This window comes from Actinocorallia herbida (assembly GCF_003751225.1).
GTDB classification, from domain to species: Bacteria; Actinomycetota; Actinomycetes; order Streptosporangiales; family Streptosporangiaceae; genus Actinocorallia; species Actinocorallia herbida.
In genome coordinates, this window is sequence record NZ_RJKE01000001.1 from 8,235,710 (window position 1) to 8,262,332 (window position 26,623).

A 26,623-nucleotide genomic window follows, 5' to 3' on the forward strand; every position below is an offset into this window, starting at 1 on the left:
CGGCTGGCGTCTCATTTGCCCTTGAAGCTCGCGTACAGCGGCTCGAGCTTCTTCATCGTCTGGTCCCAGGTGTCGGCCGGGGCCATCACGAGGATGGCGTAGCCCATGTCGCCCATGATGAAGCCCCTGTTCAGCGCGCGCATCGGGCCGCCCGCGTTGCCGGTGAAGGTGAACTCCCAGTCGGCCGAGGCGACGCCGTCGGCGCTGGGAACGGGCAGGCCGTCTCCGGTCGGCTCGATGCCCAGCAGCTGGTAGCCATTGAAGCCGCTGTGGTTCGGCTCATTGTCGTTCCAGTCCTCGATCGCGCTGTCGCCCGGGTCGGACGTCTGCCCGATCTGGACGCGTACGCCGCCGGCGCCGTCGAAGAAGTGGGCCTCGAGGCTCTGCCTGTCCGGCGCGCCGAAGTCGTCCGGGACGAACATGGAGTAGCCGGTCGGGTCCTGGTACAGCCGGAATCCGGTCGGAGGCGTCTGGGCGCTCGCGGTGGCCGACGGAGTCTGGCTGGGCTGCTGTGTGGGCGTCCGGGTGTCACTCGGCGTCGCCGAGGGGGTCTCCGTGGCGGTCGAGACGGGCGGCTTGGCCCCCTCCTCGTCGCCGTTGAAGCTGTTCGCGAGCGCGATGCCGCCGACGATCATCACGGTGACCAGCACGATCGCCCCGACGATCAGCCCGGTCATGCGGTTGCCGGACGACCGGGAGGCGGTGGTGGGGTCGCCGAGCATGCCGAGACCGGTGGCCGGGACGCGCTCGGCGGTGGTCGGCGCGGGATCGGCGGCGGGCTCGGAGCGCAGCGCGACGGGCCGCGCGTACTCGCCGCTGATCTTGCCGTCGCGGGCGATCTCGTCGAGCATCCGGCCCGCCTCGTGCGTGGTCAGCCGGGTCTCGGGATCCTTGTCCAGCAGGCCCTCGATGACCTGCCTGAGCGGCCCCGACTTCTCTGACGCGGGCACCTCGTCGGTGATGATCGCGATGAGGGACGCCATCGGCTCCGGCCGCTCATACGGCGACCTGCCTTCGACCATGGCGTAGAGCGTGATGCCGAGGGACCAGAGATCCGAGGCCGGACCGGCGACCTTGCCGCGCGCGCGCTCGGGGGCGATGTACGCGGGCGAGCCCATGACGAGGCCGGTGGCGGTGAGGGTGGCGTCGCCGGTGGAGGTGGCGATGCCGAAGTCGGTGAGGACCGCGCGGTCGCCCGCGGCCAGCAGCACGTTGGAGGGCTTGACGTCCCGGTGCAGGACGCCCGCCTCGTGCGCGGCGTGCAGCGCGCTGATCATCTGGCCGCCGATCTTGGCGGCCCGCCGGAAGTCGAGGGTGCCCTGGCCCTTGATCACCCGGTCGAGCGAGTCGGCCTTGATCAGCTCCATGACGATCCAGGGCCTGCCGTCCTCCTCGACCACGTCGTAGACGGTGACGACGCCCGGATGGGCGAGGCGGGCGGCGGTCCGTGCCTCGCGGAAGGTCCGCCGGTGCTGGAGATCGCGCTCCTCGTCCGTCAGGCCGTGCGGAAGGATGACCTCCTTGACCGCGACGTCCCGGCCGAGCACCTCGTCGAAAGCCTGCCAGACCGTGCCCATGCCGCCCCTGCCGACCTGGGTGTGCAACCGGTATCGACGTGCCAGCATCCGGTCACTCGGGGTCTCGTTCGGCATAGAAGCGACCATATCCAGGTTCGAAGGTGCATTTTGGCGGCGTCCCGGCGAGGAACACGCTCTGGTTGCGTTAGACGGCCGGAAGACGGCGGATGTTCGTGCGATGTCACGGACGGATTGGGTACGGCTCCCTGTCGGGGGAAAGATGCGGAACGCACTGGATCACTGGCGGACTGTCGCGCCAAGCATAGTGTTCTGGTATGTCCGGCTGTCTGGTTTTCTGTCCATAATCGCGTGGATCTCATCGGATCTCATCCAGGACCTTCTGGGCATCTGGGCGCTGCGCTGGCTGGTACTTCTCGGCTGGGCTCCCAGTCTCCCCTATGGCCTGGCCCTCGTGCTCCTGTCCTACGGCATCCGCAGACGCAAGAAGGCCGCGTGGCGGATCGTGTGCGTCCTGTTCGGCGCCGTCTTCCTGCTGTCGGTGATCGCCGCCCTCGACCCCACCGGACGGACCGGCAACGCCCTCCTCGCCGCGGCCACCGGACTGGTCTTCGCCGGGCTCCTCGCCTCCCGCGACACCTTCGACACCCTCCCTGACCGGGCCAACAGACGCCTTGCCCTGCGCGTCTTCACCGGGTTCCTCGTCGTCGGCGTCGTCGTGGGCGGCCTTCTGGTCGCCGCCACGGACACCGACCCCGTAGGCGGGTGGTGGACCCATGTCGTCTACGCCGTCTCCCAGTCCACCTTCGGCGCCGCCGTCACCGGGCACCCTGTCGGCGTGCAGGTGCCCTCGTGGGTGGACGGGGTCCTGGGCGTCCTCGGCGGAGGCCTCCTTGTCCTCACCGTCTGGGCACTGTTCAAGCCCGCCCACGGAGAGGCCATTCTCACCTTCGAGGAAGAGCTGACCGCCCGAAGACTGCTCGCGGAGTACGGCGAAGAGGACTCCCTGGGGTACTTCGCCCTCCGGCGGGACAAGGACGTGTGCGCGGCGCCCCAGGGCAAAGCCGCGGTCTCCTACCGGGTGGAGGGCGCGGTCTGTCTCGCCAGCGGCGACCCGCTCGGCGACCCCGACCACTGGGACTCCGCCATCGCGGCCTGGCTCGCCATGTGCCGCGCGCACGCCTGGATCCCCGGCGTCCTCAGCGCGGGCAGGCGCGGCGCGGGCGCCTATGCCCGGCACGGCCTGCGCGCCCTGCTCCTCGGCGACGAGGCGGTCCTCGACCCCGCGGCGTTCCGGCTGACCGGCCACGCCATGCGGCAGGTGCGCCAGGCGGTCCGGCGGACGCGGCGCGCGGGCTACACCGTGCGCGTCCGGCGGCACGCCGGGATCGACCCCGGCGAGATGGCGGGGCTCGTCGCCGACGCCGACCGCTGGCGCGACGGGGCGACCGAGCGCGGCTTCTCCATGGCCCTGGGCCGCCTCGGCGACCGCGCCGACGGCAGGTGCGTCATGGTCGAGGCGTTCGACCGCGACGGGACGCGCAGGGGCCTGCTCAGCTTCGTCCCGTGGGGCCGGGCCGGCCTCTCCCTCGACCTCATGCGCCGGGACAGGACCGCCGACAACGGGCTGACCGAGCTCATGGTGGCGACCCTCGCGGCCGAGGCGCCCTCCCTGGGCGTCCGGCGGATCTCGCTCAACTTCGCCGTCCTGCGCTCGGTCTTCGAGCAGGGCGGGGAGCTCGGTGCCGGACCCGTCCTACGGCTGGGGTACTGGGTGATGTCCTTCGCGTCGCGCTTCTGGCAGCTGGAATCGCTCTACCAGTCCAACGCCAAGTACCGGCCCGAGTGGGTGCCCCGGTATCTGTGCTTCGTCACGTCGCGCGACGCCGTCCGGATAGGACTCGCCGCCGCGCGGGCCGAAGGGTTCGTGCCCACCTTGCGCAAGCCTCCCCTGGCCGTCGCCGCCGCGTCGCCCGAGCTGCTCGCCGCCATCGACGAGGTGGAGGAGGCCGCGGAGGCCGCGCGCGCTCCTTCGCGCAGGCTGTCGGACGAGGAGGAGGCCAGGCACGGCAAGCTCGCCGAAGCGCGCGCGCTGGGCATCGAGCCCTACGCACGGACCTATGGGCGTTCTCACACGGCGCACGCCCTGCGCGAGCTCTTCGACGGGCTGGAACCGGGGACGCGCACGGGGGCCGTCGCGGAGGTCGCGGGCCGGATCACCCGGCTGCGCCGGCACGGCGGGCTGTGCTTCGCCGTCCTCCGCGACGAGACCGGGGACGTCCAGGTCCTCCTCACCGCCGCACTGCCGTCGTATGCCGCCTGGAAGGCCCTCATCGACGTCGGGGACCGCGTCGGGCTCCGGGGCGAGGTGATCTGCTCGGACACCGGCGAGCTGACCGTGTCGGCCGCCTCGTGGACGCTGCTGGCCAAGTGCCTGCGCCCGGCGGGCCGCTCGGTGAAGGCGGGGCGGCGCGGACCCGTCACGGACGTCGGCCTCCTGCGGCTGCGCGCGGCGGCCGTCGGCGCGGTCCGTGACGCGCTGCGCGCCCGGGGCTTCCTCGAAGTCGAGACGCCCATGCTGCACCGCGTCCACGGCGGCGCCGCCGCCCGTCCGTTCCGCACCCGTCTGGGCGCCCATGACCTGCCGCTCTATCTGCGGATCGCGCCGGAGCTGTACCTGAAGCGGCTGCTGGCCGGGGGCGCGGGCCCGGTCTTCGAACTGGGCCGCAGCTTCCGCAACGAGGGCCTGTCCGCGCGGCACAGCCCCGAGTTCACGATGCTGGAGGCCTACGAGCCCGGCGGGACCTACGACACGATGGCCGACCTCGTCCGGCACCTGGTCGTCGAGGCGGCGCGGGCCGCGCTCGGCACGAGCGTGCTGGACCGTCCCGGCCTCTCCTGCGACCTCGCCGAGCCCTGGCGGACCGTGACCGTGCACGGCGCGGTCTCCACGGCGCTCGGCGCCGAGATCGACCCGGGCACCCCGGCCGCCGACCTCCTCGGCCACGCCGCGGCGCACGGCCTCGCCGCCGACCCCGACTGGAGCGCGGGCCGCCTCGTCGTGGCGTTGTTCGAGCACCTTGTGGAGGGCGCCCTCACCGGGCCCACCTTCGTGCGCGACTTCCCCGCCGAGACGGTGCCGCTGGCCAGGCCGCACGCCCGGGATCCGCGCCTCGCAGAGAAGTGGGACCTCATCGTGGGCGGCCTGGAGGTGGGCACCGCGTTCTCCGAGCTGATCGACCCGGTGCTCCAGCGCGTCCGCCTCACCGAGCAGTCCTTGCTGGCCGCGGGCGGCGACCCGGAGGCGATGGACCTGGACGAGGACTTCCTGCGCGCCCTCGAGTACGGCATGCCCCCGGCGGGCGGCCTCGGCCTCGGGATGGACCGGCTGATCATGACGCTCACCGGCCGTCCCATCCGCGACGTCGTCGCCTTCCCGCTTCCGGGCCGCGGGCGTGAACCGCTCTTAGGCGTCGGCTTTGCGGGCCACCCACAGCGCCCAGATCAGGAGGGGGATCTGGAGTGGCAGCCTCGCCTGCGCGATGAGGCGCAGAGGCAGCGGCTTGTCCTTCCAGTCGCGCGCCATCCGCACGTTCGCGGGGAACACCGCGGCGAACAGCCCGGCGGCGGCGAGCCCGCCGAGCCTGCGGGTGCTCGGGACGGCCACCGCGGCGGCCACCGCGAGTTCCGCGATCCCGCTCAGGTGCGTCCACGAGCGCGGTGTGCCGGGCAGGCCCTTGGGGATGATGGCGTCGAACTGCCTGGGCGCGATGAAGTGCAGCGCCCCCGCCACGGCGAGCAGCGCGCTCAGCCGCAGCGCCGGGGTCTGGGAGCGGTCGGCGGTCTCTGTCATGGGGGCAAACTAACCCACGAGTCACTTAGTGGATAGAGTGCGCGCCGGAACGACATTCGGGAGGGCGACATGCGGACGGGACTCGAAGGCAAGACGGCACTGATCACGGGTGCGTCGCGCGGCATAGGCAAGGCGATCGCCTTCGCCCTGGCCGAGGAGGGCGCCAACGTGGTGCTCACCTCGCGCAGGCAGGAGTCGCTGGACGAGGTGGCCGCGGAGATCAAGGCCGCGCACCCCGGCGCGGGCGTCCTCGCCAAGGCCGCGCACGTCGGCGACGCGGCGGCGGCCTCGGCCGCGATCGACGCGGCGATCACCGCGTTCGGCGGCCTCGACGTCCTGGTGAACAACGCCGGGGTCAGCCCCCACTTCGGGCCCCTGGTGGAGATCGACGCGGGCCAGGCGGCCAAGACCGTCGAGATCAACCAGTACGGGGTCGTGCTGTGGACCCAGCTCGCCTGGAAGGCCGCGATGGAGCGCCACGGCGGCACGGTGATCAACATCGCCAGCATCGGCGGCATGGTGACCGAGCACAACATCGGTTACTACAACGCCACCAAGGCCGCGGTCATCCACCTCACCCGGCAGTTCGCGGTGGAGCTCGCGCCCAAGGTCCGGGTCAACGCGATCGCGCCCGGCCTGGTGAAGACCAAGCTCGCCTCGGGCCTGTGGGAAGGCAACGAGGACTCCATCGCCAAGGCCCTTCCGCTCGGCCGCCTCGGCGTGCCCGAGGACATCGCGGGCGCCGCGGTGTTCCTCGCCGGAGAATGCTCGTCCTGGATGACCGGCCAGACCATGGTCGTCGACGGCGGCTCGGTGATCCGCCCGGCGATCGCCTGACCCTCGAGGAGGCTCGCATGAACTGGGGACTGACCATTCCGCTGCCCGGCGTCAAGCTCGCCGATCACCGGACGCTCGTGGAGGAACTGCCCGGCCTCGGCTACACCGACGTCTGGTCGGCCGAGACCAACGGCAACGACGGCTTCACCCCGCTCGCCCTGGCGTCCCAGTGGGCGCCGGGCCTGCGGCTCGGCCCGGCGATCGTGCCGGTCTACACCCGCGGCCCCGCCCTGCTCGCCCAGCAGGCCGCCACCCTCGCCGACCTGGCTCCCGGCCGCTTCATCCTCGGCATCGGCACCTCGAGCGACACCATCGTGGAGCGCTGGAACGGCATCCCGTTCACCGAGCCGTTCGCCCGCGTCCGCGACACGCTGCGCTTCCTGCGCCGCGCGCTCGCCGGGGAGAAGGTGACCGACGAGGCGCTCGGCGTGAAGGGCTTCAAGCTGGAGTCGGCCCCCGAGGTCGCGCCGCGGATCGCGCTCGCCGCGCTGCGCCCCGGCATGCTGCGCCTCGCCGCCCGCGAGGCCGACGCCGCCATCACCAACTGGCTCTCGGCCGACGACGTGCGCACCGTCCGCGCGGCGTTCCACCCCGACAAGGAACTCCTCGCCCGGCTGTTCGTCGTCCCGACCTCGGACGCCGAGGAGGCCCGCCGCCTGGGCCGCTGGATGATCACCTCGTACCTGAACGTGCCCGTCTACCGCGCCTTCCACGAGTGGCTCGGCCGCGGCGACGCGCTCGGCCCGATGTTCGACACGTGGGCCGCCGGCGACCGCCAGGGCGCGCTCAAGGCCATCCCCGACGAGGTCGTCGACGACCTCGTCATCCACGGCTCCCCGGCCGAGTGCCGGGCCCGCATCGAGGCCTACGTCGCCAACGGTCTCACCACTCCCATCCTGATGCTCCTCCCCAACTCCCAGCTCAACGGCTTCGACGCCGTCCGGGCCCTGGCGCCCAACGCCTGACCCGCCCCCGCGCCCGGCCCCTCACCGGGGCCGGGCGCGGCCGCCTTCACGCATACACCTTCACGGCTTCGCTGACGACGGCCACGGCGCCGTCGAGGCAGGCGCTCTCCTCGTCCTCGGGTTCTTTGGCGTAGGGCCGGAGGTAGGAGGTCGTGAGTATGACGTTGTGGACCCTCGTGACCACCCTGCACGTCACCGTCTTGCCGAGTCCTTCGTCGACGAAGACGCGATGGTAGGCGGCATCTCCGAGGCCGTTGCGGTTCTCCAGTAGCAACGTCCGGCCCTGCCGGCCGTCGCCGTCGTTCTGGAATTCCTGTTCATAGGACCACCGCGCCGCTCCGATGGGGTCCACGTCACCCACGACGCTCGCAACGCGCACTTCCAGTCTGAGGTAGAAAACGTCGTCGGCCGATCCGTAGGAGCACGACCCCGCCCTTGTTCCGCCGAACTCCTCTCGGCTTCCCTTGGGGACGTACTCGAGGAAGGTGGCCTCGGCCACGTGGTCGCAGGCCCCGCGCGGGAGCTCCTCCCAGACTCCGTCTCCGTCCGCCGCGGCACTCGGCGACGCGGTCGGATCCGGAGAGGTGGCCACCGCCGCGGGCGAGGACGGACCGGACCCCGCGCCCTGTTCGGGGCCCCCGGGGATCACCCAGGAGAGCAGCCCCGCGACCGCGACCGCGACCGCGACGACCACGGCCCCCCACCGGTACGCCTGCGCCCCGGCCTCCTGGCGGCGGCGGACAGAGGGCCGCCGCTCCGGCAGAACCGGCGGAACCGGCGAAGCCGACGGACGCACGAAGGCTCCAGACCCGCCCGCAGGACCGGGCTCCGGCAACGACACGGGAGGCAGGTCGCTGAGCGGGGCCGTCAGCAGCGTCAGCAGGGTGGGTGCCGAAGGGCGCCCGTCCGGGCCGTGCCCAAGGGCCGCGCCGACGGCCTCCCGCACCTCGGGCGGCATCCCTTCGGACTCGTGCAGGATCTTCCGGATCGCGCCGGGGGCCAGGTGCGACCAGTACGCGCGCCGGCCCGTCGCGGCGAAGGCGACGGTCGCGCCCCAGGCGAAGACGTCGGCGGGCGTCCCGACCCGGCCGTCGGCGAGGAGTTCGGGGGCCATGTAGGCGAGCGTGCCCGCGGCCCTGCCCGTCGTCGTGAACCGGGTGGCGTCGAGGGCGTGCGCGATCCCGAAGTCGATGACGACGGGCCGCCCCTCGGCCATGACCACGTTCTCCGGCTTCAGGTCGCGGTGCACGCAACCCGCCGCGTGGATCGCGGCGAGGGCCTCGGCGAGGCCGAGCGCGAGCGTCCGCAGCTCCTCCCCGCGCAGCGGTCCCCGATCGGCCACGAAGGCCCCCAGCGTCCTCCCCTGGACGTACCGGGTCGCGAGGTAGACCGTCTCACCGTCGCCTTCCGCCGCGACGAGCTCGGCCACGTACGGGCTCGTCACGCGGCGCATCGTCGCCGCCTCGCGGCCGAGCCTCGCCCGCACGTCGGCCCGGTCGGCGAGCTCCGGCCGCAGCACCTTGACGGCCAGCACCCGCCCGTCGACGTCGCGGCACAGGAACACCTCTCCCATCCCACCGGCACCGAGGCGCTCCAAGGGGCGATACGGACCGATCCGCTCGGGCAGCACCATGGCCCAGATCATGACATTCCATGACCACGCGGCCCACCGGTTCGGCGGGAGCGCCGCCGGGAAAGCCGATGAATTTAGAACTTGTTCTACTTATGGGTCGGTCGGGATAGTGGTCCTGCGTCTTCGCGCGCCCCCGAACGCGCGAGGTCCTCGACGAGGAAAGGCCCGCCCCGATGATCGGTCCCCTGGACGAGTACCCCATCCACCAGGCCCCCCTGCCCATGGCCTGGGCCGCCACCAGCGACCGCAACTTCTACGACCGCTGCTACTTCAACGCCCACGACCGGACCGGCGACGTCTTCGTCATCACCGGCGCCGGCTACTACCCCAACCTCGGCACCAAGGACGCCTTCGTACTCGTGCGGCGCGGGAGCGCCCAGACCGTCGTGCGCCTCGGCGACGCCATCGACGGGGACCGGCTGAACCAGCGGGTCGGGCCCTACCGGATCGAGGTGCTCGAACCGCTGAAGAGGCTCCGCGTCGTCCTGGAGGAGACCGAGGGCATCGCCGTGGACCTCACCTGGGAAGGGTCCTTCGACGTCGTCCAGGAGCAGCCGCACCTCATGCGCACCGGCGGCCGGGTCACCCTCGACGCCCAGCGCTTCGCCCAGGTCGGGACCTGGAGCGGCACGGTGACCGTCGACGGTGCGGAGATCGCGGTGACGCCCGACAGGTGGGTCGGCACCCGTGACCGGTCGTGGGGCATCCGTCCCGTCGGGGAGGCGGAGCCGCCGGGACGGCCCGCCGATCCGCCCTTCGAAGGCATGTGGTGGACCTACGTCCCCATGCGGTTCGACGACTACGCGATCGTCCTGATCATGCAGGAGCAGCCCGACGGCTTCCGCACCCTCAACGACTGCACACGGGTCTGGAAGGACGGCCGGGTGGAGCAGCTCGGGTGGCCACGCGTCCAGGTCCGGTACGCGCCCGGAACCCGCACCCCCACCGGCGCGACCATCACCTGCACCGCCCCTACCGGTGAACCCGTCGTCTTGGAGGTCGAGTCCCTCCTCGCCGTCCCCATCCACGTCGGCGCCGGATACGGCGGCGACCCCGACTGGTCCCACGGCATGTGGAAAGGCCCCGACTTCGTCGAACGGGCCACCTACGACGTCACGTCCCCCGACATCGCGGGCCGCTTCATGTTCGGCGTCATCGACCACGTCGCCCGCGCCACCTGCGACGGCGCCGAAGGCTGGGGCCTCTTCGAACACGCCGCCATGGGCCGCCACGACCCCACGGGCTTCGCCGACTGGTTCGGCGTGGCGTAACACGGATCGCCCCGCCTCACGGCGGGGCGATCCTCCTCAGGACAACTCGTCCAGCACGTTCTCCAGGACGCGGGTGGCGGTGTTGTCGTAGGGGAAGGGGTCGTCCGGGCCCACGAGGCCGTAGTGAATGAAGAGCTGGCCTATCCGGGCCATGACCGCGGCGAATTTGAGCCCGGAGAGCACGTCGTAGGGGCGGAGGTCGTCCAGGTCGCGGCCCAGGAGGCCGGCGTAGCGGGCGATCGTCTCCTCGCGGGTGGGAAAGCCCGGCAGCCCTTCGGATCCGACGGCCTCCTTGTGGTGCCGATCGAGGTACAGGTACCAGGACAGGTCCTCTTCCGGCTGGCCGAGGGTGACCATCTCCCAGTCCAGGATGGCCGTGACCTCGCCTTCGACGAACAGGAGGTTCCCGATCCTGGAGTCGCCCCACAGCAGCCCCGGCGGCCTCTCCTCTACGGGGGCGTTCGCCCTCAGCCACTCCAGCGCCCTGTCCGCGACGGGCACCTTCCCGGAGTAGCCCCAGCTCAGATAGTGCTCCCAATAGGCGACGCGCTGGACCCACCCCGTAGGCCCGTACTTCGTCTGGTCCACGTACTCCAGGCCCTTCACGTCCTGGTGGTGGATCGACGCCATCGCGCGGAGCCCCGCGTCCCACAGGGCGCCCCGCTCGTCCGGGCCGATCTCGGTGACCCACCCTTCCTGGTGGTAGGTGGGCATGTCGGACGGCGCCCGTCCCGGGTAGGCGGCCATGACGAAGAAGGGGGCGCCCAGGAGCGAGGCGTCGGGCTCGTACCAGAACACCTCGGGCACGAGCAGCCCGCGGGAACGGAGCTCCCGCAGGACCTCGTACTGCTCCTCGAAGCGCGGCTCGGGGAAGATCTGGTATCCCGTCGGCGCGACCTTGGCGACGTAGTCCGCGCCGCCCGCGGTGAACAGCAGGGTCTCGGCCGAGAACCCGCTCGTCGACGGGGTCTCCAGCCGCTCCACCCGCGCGTCGGGGAGCCGGCCGGTCAGCCAGCCCTCCAGGACGGCGCGCGTCAGCTCCGGGTCGCGCTGGTCTGGGACGGGCACGTGAACACCACCTAACTAGCGCTTGGTCATCATTTCACCGCAAGGTAAACCCTCCCGGCCCGCCTGGGAAGGGGCACTCTAAAATGCGAGAAGTGAAGATCAAGGCGGTTTTCTTCGACATCGGCGAGACCCTCATCAACGAGGGCCGGATCTACGACGCCTGGGCGGACTGGCTCGGCGTCCCCCGCCACACCTTCCACGCCGTCCTCGGCGGGGTCATCGCCCGCGGCGAGAACCACATGAACGTCTTCGAGCACTTCCGCCCCGGCTTCGACCTCGCCGCCGAGGAGGCCGCGCGCGCCGCGGCGGGCGTCCCGAACGGCTTCGGCGCCGAGGACCTGTACCCCGACGCCCGCCGGTGCCTCGCCGCCCTGCGCCGGGCGGGCCTCCTCGTCGGCGTCGCGGGCAACCAGCCGCGCGAGGCCGCCGCCCGGTTCGCCGCCCTCGGCCTGGAATCGGACATCGCGGCGATGTCCGCCGAATGGGGTGTGGAGAAGCCCTCCCCCGCGTTCTTCACCCGGCTCTGCGCGGAGGCGTCCCTCCCCGCCTCCGAAATCCTCTACGTGGGCGACCGCGTCGACAACGACGTCGTTCCCGCCGCCGCCCACGGCCTCCAGACCGCCTTCCTCCTACGCGGCCCCTGGGCCCACGTCCAATCCCTCGCCCCCCTCCCCGTCCCCCCCACGTACGCCCTTCCCGACCTGGACACCCTGGTCTCTCTCCTCACCTGACACCGCCCCGCCCGGCACGGCGCCGACCTGCCACCCGACGCCGCCCGCCCTCCCCCACCCGAGCGCGAGGCGCCCAGCGGCGCTCGGGCGAGACGCCCAGCACCCCTTTCCCGCTCAGGTGGCGGCCGTGCCGTGTCGAAGATCGTTGACGATTGGACGGGATTCCCCGGCACGGGAGCCGAGCACGTCCTGCGAGTGACGGAGCCGGACCCGTCACCGCGGCAGCCCCGCGGCACCCGCCCGGGAGAAGCCCATGCCCTCACACAGCCCGCACCCCGCTCCGCCCGACCGCGCGGCATCCGCACCCGGAGAGACCGGGCGAAATCACGCGCGACGCGCCCGGCTCCGCCCGGCCGACGACGGGCGCCGCCCGCGCGGGAACCTCGGGCCGCCCACCCGGGCACCGGGCTCGCGTTCGGTGCCCTGGTACCGCAGGAGGAGTACGCGGCGCGGCATTTTCGGGCACCGTGGAGCGGGGTGGATCTGTCGGGTCGCGTGGGGGAAAGGTGTGGTTCGTGGTACCGCGGTCGCGGGATCCGGGCGGCCCCTAGGGGATCTCCCTTAATGCCGGGGGATGAGTTCAGGACGGTCCGCACAGGGGATTCGCGGCGGCGCGCGGCTGTCTAGCGTGGAGAGCAATGAAGGGGACGGCCCGGCCGTGAGAGCGTGCCGGGCGGACAAAGGGGAGGAAACCAGATGAGTACGCTTTACCGGCCGGATCGCGGCCACGGAGGACGCTGGATCGGCGGAGTGTGCGCGGGGATCGCGCGGCGGTTCGGGATCAGTGTGGCGCTGGTCCGGGTGCTCGCGGTGCTGTCCTGCATCCTGCCCGGACCGCAGTTCCTGATCTACGCGATCTTGTGGATCATGCTCCCGAGCGAGCAGCGCCATCGGACGCGGGTGGGGTGAAGCCGCCATCCCGAACCCGTGAAAATGCGTAAGGTACCGACTGCATCACCGTACGCTACCGCGAGGTGCGCGCGGCCCCCGTGCCGGTCGGCCCCGTGCCTCTTGGAGTTTCGTGGGGCGGCGTGTTAGATCGGGGATCGGGAGGAGGCGCCGTGCGCGGGGAACTGAGCGATGAGGCGGGGAACCTCCTGCGGTTCCTGCGCGACCTCGCCCGGGGCCAACGGGTCCGGGTCCTGGACGTCGAGGCCCACGACGAGGTGCACTGGCTGGCCGAGCTGCCCGCCGAGCTGACGGTGCACACCGACGCGCGGCCCGGCGAGGTCCTGTTCGGGCTGCCGCCGATCCCGCTCACCCCGCCCGCCGAACTCGCCGAGTTCGACGGCTGGCTCGCGCTGCGCCGCTGGTACCGCACCCTGCGCGGACACGCCGAGGTGCCCGAGGGCCGCGAGCTGGTCCTGGCGACCGGCCTGCTCACCTGGACCGCCGAGGACGGCACCGCGGTGCGCGACCACCTGCTGCTCACCCCGGTCCGGATCACGGTGGATCCGGAGACCGAGCGCGTCGACGTGGTCCTGTCCGACCGCCCGACCGTCCTGCGCGACCGCGAACTCCTGGAGGGCCTCCCGGGCTTCCACGCGGCCCGCACCGACTGGCTGCGCGACGCCGTCCGCTCAGGCCAGGGCACCGCCCTCCACGACTCCGCAACCGACATCCTGCGCAAATGGTGCAGCTTCGCCTTCGCCGAGCCCCTCCCCTTCCGCGAAGACTGGACCACCGACCCCGCCACCCCCGCCCCCCGCCTCCACCTCTCCCCCGCCCTCGTCCTCCGCGCCCACACCGACCTCTCCCTCATCGACTACCTGGACGCGATGCTCGCCGCCCTCACCCACCCCACCGCCCCCCGGGACGGAACCGACCCACAGGGCGCGATAACAGAGCAGGGCTGGACCAGAGCACCCGCCGACACCGCACCGGGCGTCCCGCCCGACGGCATCACAGGCGTCGTGTCCAACAGCATCGCGGAGCACGGCCACGGAAACGGCCCGGCCCCGGCAACCGCGCACGGCGGTCCCGTGCCCGACGGCACCACGGAACGGGACCGCGGAAACCGGCCGAGCACACCCACGGCGCACAGCGACGTCGCACCCGCCGGCACCGCGAAGCAGGCACGCGGAAACGAGCCGGGCACGGCAACGGCCCACGGCGGCGTCCTGCCCGACGACACCGCGAGGCGGGAACTCGGAAACGGGCCGGGCACACCCACGGCGCACAGCGACGTCGCACCCGCCGTCACCGCGAAGCAGGGACGCGGAAACGAGCCGGGCACGGCGGCGGCCCACGGCGGCGCCCTGCCCGACGACACCACGGAACGGGAACTCGGAAACCGGCCGGGCACGCCCACGGACAGCGACGTCGCGCCCTCCGGCGCCGCGGAGCGGGGAGGTGGAAACGGACCGGGCATGGCGCCGGCACATGGGGGCGCCCACCCCGGCGGCGAAGCGATCGGGCGAGGCGGACCCGAAGCGCGCGATGCCCCGGAGCCGAGCGGATGGGCGCAAAGCGACGTCCCCCCGCAAAACGACCTCACCCGGCGAAGCCTCCCGGCGACCGGCGACGCCCCGTCGCCGCATACCCATCCGGCCACCCGACCCGGAGCCGAACCACTCGGACGCACGGCCCCGGCCGCACCCGACACTTTCGGACGCGGCAGCGGGAACCTGCCCCCGCACGGTGGCACCGGCACGCACGACAACGCCGCCGACCCGCCCCGCACAGGCCCGCCCGGCGAGGCCCGCACCGAGACCCGGACGCCCGGATCCGAGGGCCCGCACAGCAGCACGACGGCCCACGAAGGCGCGCCAGGACTGGCTGGCGGAAACCCGCCGAGCGGAGCAGCGACCCACCACGCCGCGGACCCCCACGACGACCCCACCACGCGAGGCGGGACAAGCCCGACCGGCAACGTCACCGAACGCGGCGAAGCAGGAGAGTACGGCGGCGCGGCGCCACACGAAGGCGCGATCGGACCGGGCATGCCGAGTGCGCCGAGCGCGCCGAGCGGGCCGAGTGCGCCGGGTGCGCCGGGTGCGCCGGGCATGCCGAGCGTGCCGGGTGCGCCGGGCATGCCGAGCGTGCCGGGCATGCCGAGTGCGCCGGGTGCGCCGGGCATGCCGAGCGTGCCGGGCATGCCGGGTGTGCCGGGTGTGCCGGGTGCGCCGGGTGTGCCGGGCGGAGCGGCGACGCATGGTGGTGGGGGCGTTCATGGCGGGGGTGCCGGGCGAGGCGAGGAGGGGCTGAGCGGCGAGATCTTGGAGCGTGGAGGGGCGACCGGGCACCTTGGGGTGGGTGGCGGGGGGCTGAGCGGTGGGAGCGCGGCGGCGGGTGAGGGGGTGGGACGGTCCGGGGGCGGAGGGTCCCGTGGCGGTGTGGATGCGCGTGGTGTGGGGTTTCCGGGTGGGGTGGAGGCGGCAGGGCCTGGGGGCGGGCAGGGCCACGTGGAGGGCGATGGCCGGGATCGGGTGCGCGGTGGGGTCGTCACGGGGGGCGGGGCGGAGGCACGTGGCGGTGCGGAGGCGCGCGGTGAGGCGAATGCGCTTAGTGGGGAGGAGGTGCGGGGCAATGCGGAGGTGCAGGGTGGGGCGGCGCGGGGTGGTGCCGTTGGACGGCGTGGGGTGGAGGGGGGCGTGGATGTGGTGGGGAGGGGCGCGTCGGGCGGGGTGGGGGTGCCGGGTGGAGTGGGGCGGTTCTTGCGGCCGGGGGTGGAGGATCGGCTGGCGCATGTGCCGGATCGGAAGGCGGCGGGAGGGCTGTTCACGGCGTTGCTGGGGAGGGGGCAGCGGGTGCTGGCGGTGACGCGGCGGCCGCGGGAGCTGCGGGACGCGCTGCCGCCGGAGCTCGCGGGGCTCGCGGTGACCGTGGCGGGCGGGCAGGTCGATCTCGCCGAGCGGCTGCGGGGGCTCAGGCAGCGATTCGCCGCGCACGACCCCGAGCGGTACGAGCGGGTGCTGACGGACCGGGCCGCGCAGACCGTCGCGCTGGACCGGGAAGTAGGGCGACTCCGCGAGGTTCTGGCCGAATTGTCGGCTGATGTCTCCTATGACTTCGGGCCCGGCTATCGCGGCTCGCTGGAGGAAGTGCGGGAGCTGCTGCGCCCCGGCTACCCCTGGCTGCCCGTGATCCCCGGGCTGCCGGAACGACCACCGCTGAGCGCGGCGGAGGTCGCGGAGCTGACCGCGCTGCTCGCCGCGCGGACCCCGCGGCGTCAGGCGAGGTCCGCGCAGACCCTGCCGGAGCCGGGCGCGCTCCCGGGCGTCGACCAGGTGCGGGCGCTGATCAGCGTGGCGCAGGTCCCCGCGCCCGATCCGGCCGGGGACCTCGCCCAGCGTCTCGCGGACCGCGACCCCGCGGTGGTGGACCGGCTGGAGGCCGCCGCGAACGCGGTGCACCGCGCCCTGATGGAGCTGGGCGTGAGCTGGGACAGCACCGACTGGACCGTGCGCGCGCTGCGCGACGGCATGGCCGGGCCGTCGCCCGGCTGGGAACGGCTCGCCGGACTCGGCGCGCGGGCCGCGGAGGCCGACCGCGCGCTGCGCTCGGTCGGCGCCCGCTGGGTACTGCTGCCCACCGGCACGGAAGGGGAACTGATCTCGGCGGCCCGTGAGTTGCGCGCGCACCTCGCGAACGGCGGCACGATGAAGCGCGGCCCGTTGCGTCCCGGCGTGCAGCGCCGTGCCGAGCCCCTGCTCGCGGAGGCGATGGTCGACGGGGAGCCGCCGGCCACGCCGGAACTGCTCGACGTGGTCATCTCCGCGCTGGAGGGCAGGCAGGCCGTCGACGAGCTGGTCTCGGCCTGGGCCGCGGCCGGGGTCGAGCTGACCGAGACCCCGGCGCTCGACGGCATGGTGGCGCAGCTCGCGGGCCTGTACACGCGGCTGGCCCAGGTGCGCGCCGCGCTGCACGCGATCGCCGAGACCGCGCGCCTGCTGCACCGGACGGGGCTCGCGGTGCCGCTGACCTCTCCGGAGGAGTGGATCATCTACCGGAGCGCGCTGGAGACCGTCCGGATCCGGCGTCGGGCCTCGACGGCGTGGGCGGCGCTCGCGTCGCTGCGCCAGGCCGTCGAGCTCCAGATCCGGCGCGGCGGCGCGCCCCCGGAGCTGACGGCCGCCGCCGCGGCCCTGTCGGCACGCGATCTGCCCGCCTACGAGCGGTGCCTCGCCGCGCTGGAGACGGCCCGCGAGGAGCAGCGGGCGCAACTCCGCTGCGACGAGCTGCTGAACCGGCTGCACGAGGTCCATCCGGGGCTCGCGGCGGCCCCCGCGCTCGTCCCGGGAGAGTGGGCGGCGGCTTGGCGGTGGGCGCACGTGTCGTCCTACCTGCTGGACCGGCCCCGCTCCGCGGCGGAGGAGGCCGCCGAGGCCGAACTGGCCCGTACCGAGGCGCGCGCCGCGGAGGCCAAGACCGCGCTGGCCGCGGCCGAGGCGTGGGCCTGGGCGCTGCGCCGCGCGGGCGGACGCCCGGCGCCGGAGGCGCTGCCCCTGTGGATCATGCCGCTGGACCAGGTGCCCGCCGTGGTCGCCCCCACGCCCGACGCGTTCGACGTGGTCGTCGTGGACCACGCCGGGGAGGGTGCCGAAGCCCTGTTCCTGCTGTGGCTGGCGCCCCGCGTGATCATCCTGGGCGAGGGCGGGGAGATCCCCGCCGACCGGGCGCTGACCCCCGCGTCGACGTTCTTCGGCGCGCTCGCCGCGCGGTTCACGGTGCTGGACTCCAGTGGCGCCGCACGACCACCCGTGGCGGCCGCCGCGCCGCCCGGAGTGCCCGCGCCGCGCCCGTCCGACGGGTTCGTGCCCGGCCGTTCCATCGTCGCCTACCACCGCGACGAACTGCGCGACCTCCTCACGGGCCTGGCCGCCGAGACCGGGCTGTCGGGCGACCCGCTGGTCTCCCGTGCCCGCGACCTGCTGGCCTGCCCCGCCGACGAGCGGGACATCGTGGAGGCCCGTCTGCGCTTCGCCGTCCGGTCTCTGGCAGGGTGAGGTCCGTGTCCCGTCGTCCGAAGCCGCCGCCCGGCCAGGGTCCCGCCGTCGTCTGGACCGAGCGCGGTCCCCGTCCCTTCCTCGCCGCGTTCGCGGGCGCCGTGGCGCTGGCCGCCGTGCTGCTGACGCTGGCCGAGGGCGATCTCACCTGGACGGCGAACCCGCTGGTCTGGGCGGTCGTCGCCGTCATAGCCGCGATCGTCGCGTTGGTCGCCTGGTCCCGCATCGCCACGATCGCCGCCGGAAAGGACTGGTTCCGCGCCGGTTCGTCCTGGGTGCGCACGTCCAAACTGACCCGCGTCAAGTTCGCCCCCTCCCCCCGCCCGACCCTCCACCTGGAGGACTCCGCAGGCCGCGACCTCACCCTCGACCTCCTCGCTCTGGCCGCCCACCCCACCCTCTCCACCCACCTCACCACCACGATCCGCACCAACACCCCGGACCTCCCCCTGGACCCCCAGACCACCGACTACCTCAACTCCCTCTGACGCGTGAGGCGAGGCGACGGGTGGAGCGACGCGGAGAGGGGTGCGCGCATGAGGCGGGGTTCGGGCGCGCGAGGCGTGGGGCGCGGGGCCGGGGGAGGCGCGGGGTTCTGGGGGCGGGTCAGGTGGTGAGGATCGTGGCGCTGCCGTGGCCGAAGAGGCCCTGGTTGACGGCTATGGCGGTGGTGGGGGTGGAGGGGACCTGACGGGACTCGGCGCGGCCGGTGAGCTGGCGGGTGAGTTCGCAGATCTGGGCGATCGCCTGGGCGGGGACCGCTTCGCCGAAGCTGGCCAGGCCGCCTGAGGGGTTGACGGGGATGCGGCCGCCGATGGCGGTCTCGCCGGCGCGGAGGAGGGACTCGGCTTCGCCGGGGGCGCACAGGCCGATGTCCTCCATCCAGTCGAGTTCCAGGGCGGTCGACAGGTCGTAGACCTCGGCCACGGAGATGTCCGCGGGGGCCACGCCGGCCTCCTCGTAGGCGGTGTGCGCGAGGTCGGCGCGGAAGGGCCTGGCCGGTTCGGCGACGGTCATCGCCGCGTCGGTCGCGAAGTCGGGCAGGTCGATGACGGTCTTGGGGAAGGTCGGCGTCACCGTCGAAAGGCCCGCGATCCGGACGGGGTTCAGGCCCCGGGCGCGGGCGAACTCCATCGAGGTGAGGATGAGCGCGGCGCCGCCGTCGCTGGTGGCGCAGATCTCCATGAGGTGCAGGGGGCTGGCGACGATGGGCGAGTCCAGCACCTCGGCGACGCTCGTCTCCTTGCGGTACCTGGCGTTGGGGTTGGCGGCGCCGTGCTTGGCGTTCTTCACCTTCACCAGCGCGAAGTCCTCGGAGGTCGACCCGTACAGGGCCATCCTGCGGCGGGCGGCGAGGGCGAAGTACAGGGGGTTGGTGGCGCCGAGCAGCCGGAAGCGCAGCCAGTCGGGGTCGTCGGGCCGGTCTCCGCCGACGGGGGCGAAGAAGCCCTTGGGCGCGGCGTCGGCGCCGACGACGAGGGCGACGTCGGCGAGTCCGGCGAGGATCTGGGCGCGGGCGTTGGCGATGGCCTGGGCCCCGGACGCGCAGGCCGCGTAGCTCGACGACACCCGGGCGCCCGACCAGCCGAGGGCCTGGGCGAAGGTGGCGCCGGCGATGAAGCCGGGGTAGCCGTTGCGGATCGTGTCGGCGCCCGCGACGTACTGGACGTCGGTCCATTCGAGCCCGGCTTCGGCGAGCGCCTCACGGGCGGCGTGCAGCCCGTACCCGACGAAGTTCTTGCCCCATTTGCCCCACGGGTGCATGCCCGTGCCGACGACGGCGATCTCCCGGCTCATTCGGCGGGCCTCCACATCCAGACGAGGTAGTCGTCGTCCCCGTCGGTGTACAGGGTGCCGACGGTGAGTTCGACCTCCTGCCCGACGGCGAGGTCGTCGACGCTCACGCCGGGGACGACCTGGCCGAGGACGACGATCTTCTCGGTTTCGAGTTCGACCGCCGCGACCACGTAGGGCCGGAACGGTTCGGGTGAGACGTAGGGCGGCGGCGGTTTGTACCGCGCGTCCGCGTAGGACCACACCTTGCCCCGGGTGGAGAAGGTGTAGGGCTCAAGCTCGGACCCGTCCTTGGCCCCGGCGCACCCGGGGTTGCGACAGGCCATCTCGTTGCGGGGGAAGTAGGGCGTCCCGCACGCGGTGCACCGCGTCCCGACCAGGGCCGCGGGCTCCACCGAGAACCATCCCTCGACGGCGACCTTCTGCGCCAACCGACACCTCCCAGAAAACCAACCAAGCGACCGCTTGACTATAACCGCAAGCCCTCCGCCCCGAACACCCCGGGGTGAACCTCTCCGGTAGGACGCCGCGCCGAGTCCCCCGGGGCGCCCGCGCCCGGTTCGGCGCCGCGCTCGGAGGCCGGGAGGGAAGCAGAATGTAGCTCCTTGGGCAGATGGAATGGGGAAGGACTCCTTTGCGGTCGTCCGTCCCGCTGCCGGAGGCGATGCGGGGCGTCCGGTGTGACGGGTGGTCCCGTGCCGCTGAGCGCAGGGGGGTAGATGGGCGGCCGAAGGCGGGAGGGAAGGCTCGCGGGGGTCTTTCGCGGGGCGCGGGGACGGGTGGAGCTGGTGGGGGTGGAGATCGAGGTGGGGGTGGTGGACCCGCGGACGGGGGTTTCGCGGCCGTACGCGGGTGAGCGGGGGGTCGCGGCACTGCTCGAACTGATCGCGCGGCGCTGGCCGGGGACCGCGGTGGTCGAGGAAGGGTCGATCCTGGGGTTCCGGCGGGACGACGGGGCGGAGATCATGCTGGAGTCCGGATGCGCGCTGGAGTACGGGTCGCCTCCTGCCGTCGGGCTCGTCGCGCTGGTCCGGAGGGTGCGCGCGGACCTCGCCGACCTCGCCGCGCTCGCGCACGAGCTGGACCTGGCGCTGCTGTCCGGGGCGCTCCTGCCGTACGACCCGTCCGGGCACCGCACGTGGGCGCCCAAGCCGCAGATCCCGCTGATGCTCGACTTCTTCCGCGCCGAGTTCGGCACCCGCTCGACGGGCTGGGCGGCGATGTCGCGGATCCTCTCGGTGCAGACGACGCTCGACTACACCGACACCGCGGACCGCGACGCCAAGCACCGCACGGCCAACCTGGTGTCCCCGCTCGTCGCGGCGCTGTTCGTGAACTCGCCGGTCTGGGAGGGCGCGCTGACCGAGCGGCTGTCGCACCGGCTGCACGTGTGGGCGGGGGTCGACGCCCGCCGCACCGGATACCTGCCGCACGCGCTCGGCGACCCGCTCGACCTCGACAAGTTCCTCGACGCGATCACCGGCCTCGCCCCGATCTTCCGCAAGATCGCGGGGAAGGCGGCGCCCGTCCCTCCAGGCCGTTCCTTCCGCTACTTCCTCGACCACGGGTACGGCGACGGCTCCTATCCCACCGAGGAGGACTGGACGGCTTTGCTGTCCACGTTGTGGCCGTTCGTCCGGCTGCGCCGCACCCTGGAACTGCGCGTCGCCGACGGCCCGGGGCATGCCGACTGGCCCGCGATCCCCGCCCTGTGGACGGGTCTCCTCTACGACGAGGCGTCCCGCGCCGAGGCCGCCGACCTCATGCGCGACACGGGCCGCGCCGAACTCGACGCGCTCACCGCAGCCGTCGCCGAGGCCGGGCCCGCCGCGTCGTTCGGCGGCACCCCGCTGCGGACGCGCTGCGCCGATCTCGTCCGGATCGCGAAGGAGGGCCTGGCACGCCAGGTCGTCCAGGGCCTGGAGGACGAGCGCGCGCTGGCGTTCCTCGAACCCGTCGAGGCCGTCGCGGCGACCGGGGTGCCGCCCGCCGCGCGCCTCGCCGAAGCCTGGCCGGCCAGGTACGCCCACGATCCCGCGACCTACGTCGCCGACCACCGCTACCGGTGAACCAGCCGCACCAGGAGAACCACGAGAAAAAAAACCGCGTCCGCCCACCCGCGACCGACGAGCGGGCGGACGGACGCGGCCCCGCCCCCGGCGCCGGCGCGAACGGCGCGTGGGGGGCGGTCGCCGAGGCCGACGGACGGCACGTCTCTCCCCAGGACCCCAGAAGGGTCCCGGGCCCGTCCGCCGGAGGCCTCAGACGTCTAGTGCGCGACCACCGCAGGACGTCAGACGTTCTGCGCGGTCTCCTTCGCCCACCGGTAGTCCGCCTTCCCCGCCGGAGAACGCCGCATCTCGGGCACGAAGGCGTAGGTCCGCGGCACCTTGTACCCCGACAGGAGCGACCGGCAGTGCGCGTCGAGGTCGGCCTCGGACGTCCCGGCGTCCCGCAGCTGCACGACCGCCGCCACCCGGGATCCGAACCTGTCGTCGGGGATCCCGGTGACGACCGCGTCGAACACCCCGGGATGCCCCTTGAGTACCGCTTCGACCTCTTCGGGGTAGACCTTCTCGCCACCGGTGTTGATCATCTGGGAGCCGCGCCCGTAGACCGCGATGGTCCCGTCCTCCTCGACCGTCGCGAGGTCACCGGTGAGCAGCCAGCGCCGTCCGTCGACCTCCGGGAAGGTCTTCGCGGTCTTCTCGGCGTCGCCGTAGTACCCGACGGGGATGTATCCCGTGCGGGCGACCTGTCCGATGCTGCCCGATCCGGGCTTCACCGGCTGGAGGTCGTCGTCGAGCACCGCGATGTCGGGCACGTCGGGCGCGAATTTCAGGCCCTTCTCCGGCGACGACCCGGGCATGGCCTGCGCGGTGGACCCGGACTCGGTGGACCCGAACCTGTCCATGATCATCACATTCGGCATGAGCGCGCCGAGCCGGGCCGCGACCGCGCCCGTCAGGATGGCGCCCGTCGAGACGTAGGCGAACAGGTTCGACAGGTCGTAGGTGTTCGTCTCCAGCGCGTCGGCCATCGGAATGGCCATGGCGTCACCGGTGATGGTGAGGGAGTTGACCTTCTCGCGCTCGATCGCGCGCCAGACGCCGTCGGCCTCGAACTTGCGGACGAACACCATGGTCGCGCCCATCCACCAGCCGATCCACTGCGCCATCTGGGCGGCGCCGTGCATGAGCGGCGCGACCGCCATCATGACGAGCGGGCCGCTGGCCGCCGCGTGGTCGATCCAGCCCTGCGGGGTCTCCGGCGCGGGGTAGGTCGGGTTGGCGAAGGCGAACAGGATGTCCTTGGTGCGCCACATGACGCCCTTGGGCATACCGGTCGTGCCGCCGGTGTAGATGACGTACAGGTCGTCCTCGGTGCGCGGCCCGAACCCGCGGCCGTCCGAGGCCGCGGCCAGGAGCGCGTCGTACTCGTGCGCGCCGGGCACCGCGGTGGCCCCGCCGACCGCGACGAGGTGCGCCAGCTTCTCGGCCTGCGGCGCGACCGCCGCGACCCGCGCGTCGAACTCGGTGTCGAAGAGCAGCGCGACGATCTCGGAGTCGCCGTACAGGTAGCTCAGCTCCGCCTCGACGTACCGGTAGTTGACGTTCACCGGCACCGCGCGGATCTTCATCGCCGCGACCAGCGCGGTGACGTACTCGATCCCGTTGTACAGCTGCATCCCGAGGTGGTCACCGGGCTTGACGCCGAGACCGATGAGCGCGTGGCCGAGCCGGTTGGCCTTTTTGTCGAGTTCGCCGAAGGTCAGGCTCTCGCCGTCGCAGATGACGGCGACCCTGTCGGGCAGCGCGTCGGCGACGCCTTCGAAGAGGTCGGCATGGTGGAAGAGGGTCATGGCTTCTCGCTTCCGACGATCCACATCGCGAAGAACTGGGCGCCTCCCCCGTAGGCGTGGCCGAGGGCGCGCCGGGCGCCGTCGACCTGGTGGTCGCCTGCCATGCCGCGCACCTGGAGCGCGGCCTCGGCGAACCGGATCATTCCTGACGCACCGATCGGGTTGGACGACAGGACGCCGCCCGAGGCGTTCCAGGGGATGTCGCCCTTCAGCGACGTCGCCCCGGCCTCGGTGAGCTTCCAGCCGTCGCCCTCGGCGCAGAAGCCGAGGTTCTCCAGCCACATCGGTTCGTACCAGGAGAACGGGACATAGACCTCGGCGACGTCGATCTCCGCCCGCGGGTCGGTGATCCCGGCCTGCCGGTAGACGTCGGCCGCGCAGTCCTTGCCGCCTTGCGGGTTCACCGTGTCGCGGCCCGCGAAGAAGATCGGCTCAGACCGCATGGCCGTCCCGTGGACCCAGGCCGGCGGGTTCGGCGCCTGGCGGGCGGCGTCCTCACTGGCCAGGATCATGGCGCACGCCCCGTCGGACGACGGGCAGGTCTCCAGGTACCTGATGGGTTCCCAGAGCATCGGCGTCATCTCGACCATCTCGCGTGAGATGCCCGGGATCCGCAGATGCGCGTACTGGTTGAGCAGGGCGTTCTCACGGTCCTTGACCGCGACGAGCGTCCCGATGTGGTCGGGCGCGCCCGACCTGCGCATGTAGGCGCGGATGTGCGGGGCGAAGTACCCGCCCGCGCCGACGACCAGCGACGTGCTGTGCGGCCCGCCGACGGTCAGCGCCCAGGTCGCGTTCGACTCGGACTGCTTCTCCCAGGCGATGGTGAGCACCCGCTGGTGCACGCCGGACTGGATCATGCTGGCCGCGACGATCGCGGTGGACCCGCCGACCGAGCCCGCGGTGTGCACCCGCATCATCGGCTTGCCCGTGGCGCCGAGCGCGTCGGCGAGGTACGCCTCGGGCATCATGACGCCCTCGAACATGTCGGGGGCCTTGCCGATGACGACGCAGTCGATGTCGTCCCAGGTAAGGGCGGCGTCTTCTAGCGCGCGCTGTGCGGCTTCCCGCAGCAGGCCCGCGATGGACACGTCCAGGCGCTTGGTCTGGTACCGGGTCTGGCCGATCCCGATGATCGCGCAGGGGTTGCCCATGGTCAGGCCTCCAGGACGGCGACGAGGTTCTGTTGCAGGCACGGGCCGCTGGTGGCGTGGCCCAGGGTGCGGCGGTTCTCGCCGCGGTGGATGCGGGCCGCGGCCTCGCCGATCCGGATCAGGCCGGCCGCCATCATCGGGTTCGCCGCGAGCGGCCCGCCTGACGGGTTCACCACCACGTCGTCGCCGAGATCGAGGGCCTCCCGGAGGATCAGCTCCTCGTGGCTGTACTGGACGTGCAGTTCGGCGACCTCGACCCCGGCGGCCCCGGCCTTCTGCCCGGCGAGCCGCGCCGACGGCGAGACCGACAGGTCCCGGACGCCCGGCGAGTGCGGATCGGCCCGGTGGTCGATGCCGCGGATCCAGGCCGGGGTGAGCCCGGTCCGCGCGGAGATCTCGGCGACCTTGTCCCCGGTGGCCAGGACGACCACGGCGGCGCCGTCGGCCTCAGGCGCGACGTCGTGAACGCGGAGCGGGGCGACGTCGTAAGGCGCGTCCGCCGCGGGGTCGTCAAGGCTCAGGGCGAAGGGGTTGTCACGCCCGGCGGCCCGGGAGCGGGCGGCGATGGCCGTCAGGTCGCCTTCCTTGGCGCCCGAGCGCGCAAGGTAGGCACGTGCCTGGAGCGCGGCCATCGAGACCGCGTCGATGCCGAGCGGGGCGAGGTAGTAGGGGTCGTAGCCGCGCGCCAGGATCTCGCGCAGCGAACCCTGCGACGGCTTGCCGAACCCGTAGACGAGGGCGGTCTCGATGTCGGCGTACTGCATCTTCACCCAGGCCTCGTACAGGGCCCAGGCGCCGTCCATCTCGACGTGGCTCTCGGAGATCGGCGGCCACGCCCCGACGGCGTCGAGCGCGGACACGAACGAGAAGGGCGCGCCGAGCAGGTAGTCGTTCGAGCCGGAGCAGGTGAAGTCGAAGCGTGAGACGCCGACCTGCTCCTTGACCCCGGTGATGAGCGGAAGGAGCATCTCGGTCTCGGAGAGGCCGTTCTCTTCCGCGCTGTGCCGCGACTGGGTGAACGCGACGATCGCGATGTCTTTCACATGTACTCCGCGATGGACTCGAAGGGGACGTCCGGCTCGTCGATCGGCTCGAACCAGCGGATGTTGGTGATGGTGCGGCCCCACTCCTCGCGCGGCTTCCACACCGCCCGCACCCGCATGCCCATGCGGACCTGGTCGGCGGGGATGCCGGAGACCAGGGCCACCATCGCGATGTCCGAGCCGTCGAGCAGCACGTAGGCCGAGACGAACGGCACCTCGGGGGCGCGCGGGTCCGGCAGGTTGTTGACGGCGAAGGTGGTGACGGTCCCGGTGTGGGAGACCTCCACCTCTTCGGTCGTGGGGACGCCGTCCTTGGGGCACAGGCCCTTCATCGGGACGATGACCTTCGCGCAGACCGGGCAGCGGTGGCCCAGGATGCGTCCCTCGGAGACGCCTTCGAGGAACCGGTCGAGCGCGCGGCCCGGCTTGATGTCGTACTCCAGCCGGGACGGGGCGGTGATCATCGTGACGTCGGGACGGAAGGCCCGGATGTCGGCGATGTCGCCGATGCGCTCGGTGGCGGGCAGGAAGTCGGGGCGCACCCGCATCCCGATCCTCAACCGCTTGGGCGCCTCGGCCCCGCGCGCCAGCTCGCCCACGTCCAGGGCGTGCAGGATCGCGGTGTCGGCGCCGTCGGGACGGATCAGCGCCCAGGCGAACGGCCGGTCCAGCGGGTGCGAGGCGAGCGGTTCGGCCACCCAGGCGAACGACTCGACGACGCCGCCGGGACCTACCTCGACGAACTCGTCGGTGACGCTGTGGCCGTTGGCCGGGTCGTACTCCAGCGGCGGGAACACCACCCGGCCGGACTCCGCCCGGACGCCGACGAGCTTGCCGTCGCGCAGTTCGGAGAGGAACCGTCCGATGACCGGGCCGACCGATCGGGTGTAGCCGCCCGGGAACTCCAGTGCGTGGTTGGTGGGCAAGAG

Annotated in this window: 18 protein-coding genes; 9 read left to right on the plus strand and 9 right to left on the minus strand. The window is 72.8% G+C overall.

Annotation, left to right across the window (positions count from 1 at the left end):
• Window positions 1-11 precede the first annotated feature (11 nt).
• Window positions 12-1,652, minus strand: coding sequence for a serine/threonine-protein kinase (locus EDD29_RS37450; RefSeq protein ID WP_246053200.1), 1,641 nt, complete (start codon window positions 1,650-1,652; stop codon window positions 12-14).
• Window positions 1,653-1,797: 145 nt separating this feature from the next.
• On the opposite strand from EDD29_RS37450, the gene lysX reads away from it, so the two are divergent.
• From lysX to EDD29_RS37470, 3 genes are read left to right on the plus strand one after another with little or no spacing between them, the layout of a single operon-like run.
• The gene (gene lysX, locus EDD29_RS37455) at window positions 1,798-5,424 is read left to right on the plus strand and encodes a bifunctional lysylphosphatidylglycerol synthetase/lysine--tRNA ligase LysX (RefSeq protein ID WP_281280980.1); all 3,627 of its coding nucleotides are present in this window, start codon (window positions 1,798-1,800) and stop codon (window positions 5,422-5,424) included.
• 33 nt (window positions 5,425-5,457) lie between these two features.
• Complete coding sequence (locus tag EDD29_RS37465; RefSeq protein WP_123668930.1) at window positions 5,458-6,225, plus strand: SDR family oxidoreductase; 768 nt, start codon at window positions 5,458-5,460, stop codon at window positions 6,223-6,225.
• 17 nt (window positions 6,226-6,242) lie between these two features.
• Entirely contained in the window at window positions 6,243-7,190 is a 948-nt protein-coding gene (locus EDD29_RS37470) for an LLM class F420-dependent oxidoreductase (protein ID WP_123668931.1), read from the plus strand.
• Window positions 7,191-7,236: 46 nt separating this feature from the next.
• Here the strand turns inward: EDD29_RS37470 and EDD29_RS37475 are convergent, their stop codons facing one another.
• A complete protein-coding gene (locus tag EDD29_RS37475; RefSeq protein ID WP_123668932.1) occupies window positions 7,237-8,835 on the minus strand; it encodes a serine/threonine protein kinase in 1,599 nt (532 codons plus the stop codon).
• A 161-nt stretch (window positions 8,836-8,996) separates the two neighbouring features.
• On the opposite strand from EDD29_RS37475, the gene EDD29_RS37480 reads away from it, so the two are divergent.
• Window positions 8,997-10,094, plus strand: coding sequence for an Rv3169 family protein (locus EDD29_RS37480; protein WP_123668933.1), 1,098 nt, complete (start codon window positions 8,997-8,999; stop codon window positions 10,092-10,094).
• 36 nt (window positions 10,095-10,130) lie between these two features.
• Here EDD29_RS37480 and EDD29_RS37485 read toward each other — a convergent pair whose 3' ends face one another.
• A complete protein-coding gene (locus EDD29_RS37485) occupies window positions 10,131-11,162 on the minus strand; it encodes a phosphotransferase family protein (RefSeq protein WP_123668934.1) in 1,032 nt (343 codons plus the stop codon).
• An 83-nt stretch (window positions 11,163-11,245) separates the two neighbouring features.
• Between EDD29_RS37485 and EDD29_RS37490 the strand changes: the two genes are divergently transcribed.
• The 4 genes from EDD29_RS37490 to EDD29_RS37515 all read left to right on the plus strand — a co-directional run bounded on the left by EDD29_RS37490 (window position 11,246) and on the right by EDD29_RS37515 (window position 18,329).
• On the plus strand, window positions 11,246-11,893 hold the full coding sequence (locus EDD29_RS37490; protein WP_123668935.1) for an HAD family hydrolase: 648 nt from the start codon (window positions 11,246-11,248) through the stop codon (window positions 11,891-11,893).
• A gap of 696 nt (window positions 11,894-12,589) precedes the next feature.
• Complete coding sequence (locus EDD29_RS37495) at window positions 12,590-12,802, plus strand: PspC domain-containing protein (protein WP_123668936.1); 213 nt, start codon at window positions 12,590-12,592, stop codon at window positions 12,800-12,802.
• Window positions 12,803-12,954: 152 nt separating this feature from the next.
• The gene (locus tag EDD29_RS47425; protein ID WP_246053759.1) at window positions 12,955-17,841 is read left to right on the plus strand and encodes a hypothetical protein; all 4,887 of its coding nucleotides are present in this window, start codon (window positions 12,955-12,957) and stop codon (window positions 17,839-17,841) included.
• 5 nt (window positions 17,842-17,846) lie between these two features.
• Window positions 17,847-18,329 carry a hypothetical protein gene (locus EDD29_RS37515; protein ID WP_123668940.1) on the plus strand — a complete coding sequence of 161 codons (483 nt, stop codon included), beginning with the start codon at window positions 17,847-17,849 and terminating at the stop codon, window positions 18,327-18,329.
• A 118-nt stretch (window positions 18,330-18,447) separates the two neighbouring features.
• Here EDD29_RS37515 and EDD29_RS37520 read toward each other — a convergent pair whose 3' ends face one another.
• Both EDD29_RS37520 and EDD29_RS37525 read right to left on the minus strand, forming a co-directional pair.
• Window positions 18,448-19,638: a lipid-transfer protein gene (locus EDD29_RS37520; protein ID WP_123668941.1), complete on the minus strand. Its 1,191-nt coding sequence runs from the start codon at window positions 19,636-19,638 to the stop codon at window positions 18,448-18,450.
• Window positions 19,635-20,066, minus strand: a complete 432-nt coding sequence (locus tag EDD29_RS37525) for a Zn-ribbon domain-containing OB-fold protein (RefSeq protein WP_211360132.1) — start codon at window positions 20,064-20,066, stop codon at window positions 19,635-19,637. The genes EDD29_RS37520 and EDD29_RS37525 overlap by 4 nt, the downstream gene beginning before the upstream one ends.
• A gap of 348 nt (window positions 20,067-20,414) precedes the next feature.
• On the opposite strand from EDD29_RS37525, the gene EDD29_RS37530 reads away from it, so the two are divergent.
• The gene (locus EDD29_RS37530; protein ID WP_123668942.1) at window positions 20,415-21,704 is read left to right on the plus strand and encodes a glutamate-cysteine ligase family protein; all 1,290 of its coding nucleotides are present in this window, start codon (window positions 20,415-20,417) and stop codon (window positions 21,702-21,704) included.
• Between the two features lie 224 nt (window positions 21,705-21,928).
• Here EDD29_RS37530 and EDD29_RS37535 read toward each other — a convergent pair whose 3' ends face one another.
• Genes EDD29_RS37535 through EDD29_RS37550 form a run of 4 tightly spaced genes read right to left on the minus strand, consistent with a single transcriptional unit; the run spans window position 21,929 to window position 26,620 of the window.
• Complete coding sequence (locus EDD29_RS37535) at window positions 21,929-23,497, minus strand: acyl-CoA synthetase (RefSeq protein ID WP_123668943.1); 1,569 nt, start codon at window positions 23,495-23,497, stop codon at window positions 21,929-21,931.
• On the minus strand, window positions 23,494-24,651 hold the full coding sequence (locus tag EDD29_RS37540; RefSeq protein WP_123668944.1) for a thiolase domain-containing protein: 1,158 nt from the start codon (window positions 24,649-24,651) through the stop codon (window positions 23,494-23,496). The genes EDD29_RS37535 and EDD29_RS37540 overlap by 4 nt, the downstream gene beginning before the upstream one ends.
• Window positions 24,652-24,653: 2 nt before the next feature.
• On the minus strand, window positions 24,654-25,694 hold the full coding sequence (locus EDD29_RS37545; protein ID WP_123668945.1) for a thiolase domain-containing protein: 1,041 nt from the start codon (window positions 25,692-25,694) through the stop codon (window positions 24,654-24,656).
• Entirely contained in the window at window positions 25,691-26,620 is a 930-nt protein-coding gene (locus EDD29_RS37550; RefSeq protein ID WP_123668946.1) for a Zn-ribbon domain-containing OB-fold protein, read from the minus strand. Before EDD29_RS37550 ends, EDD29_RS37545 begins: the two co-directional genes overlap by 4 nt.
• Window positions 26,621-26,623 lie beyond the last annotated feature (3 nt).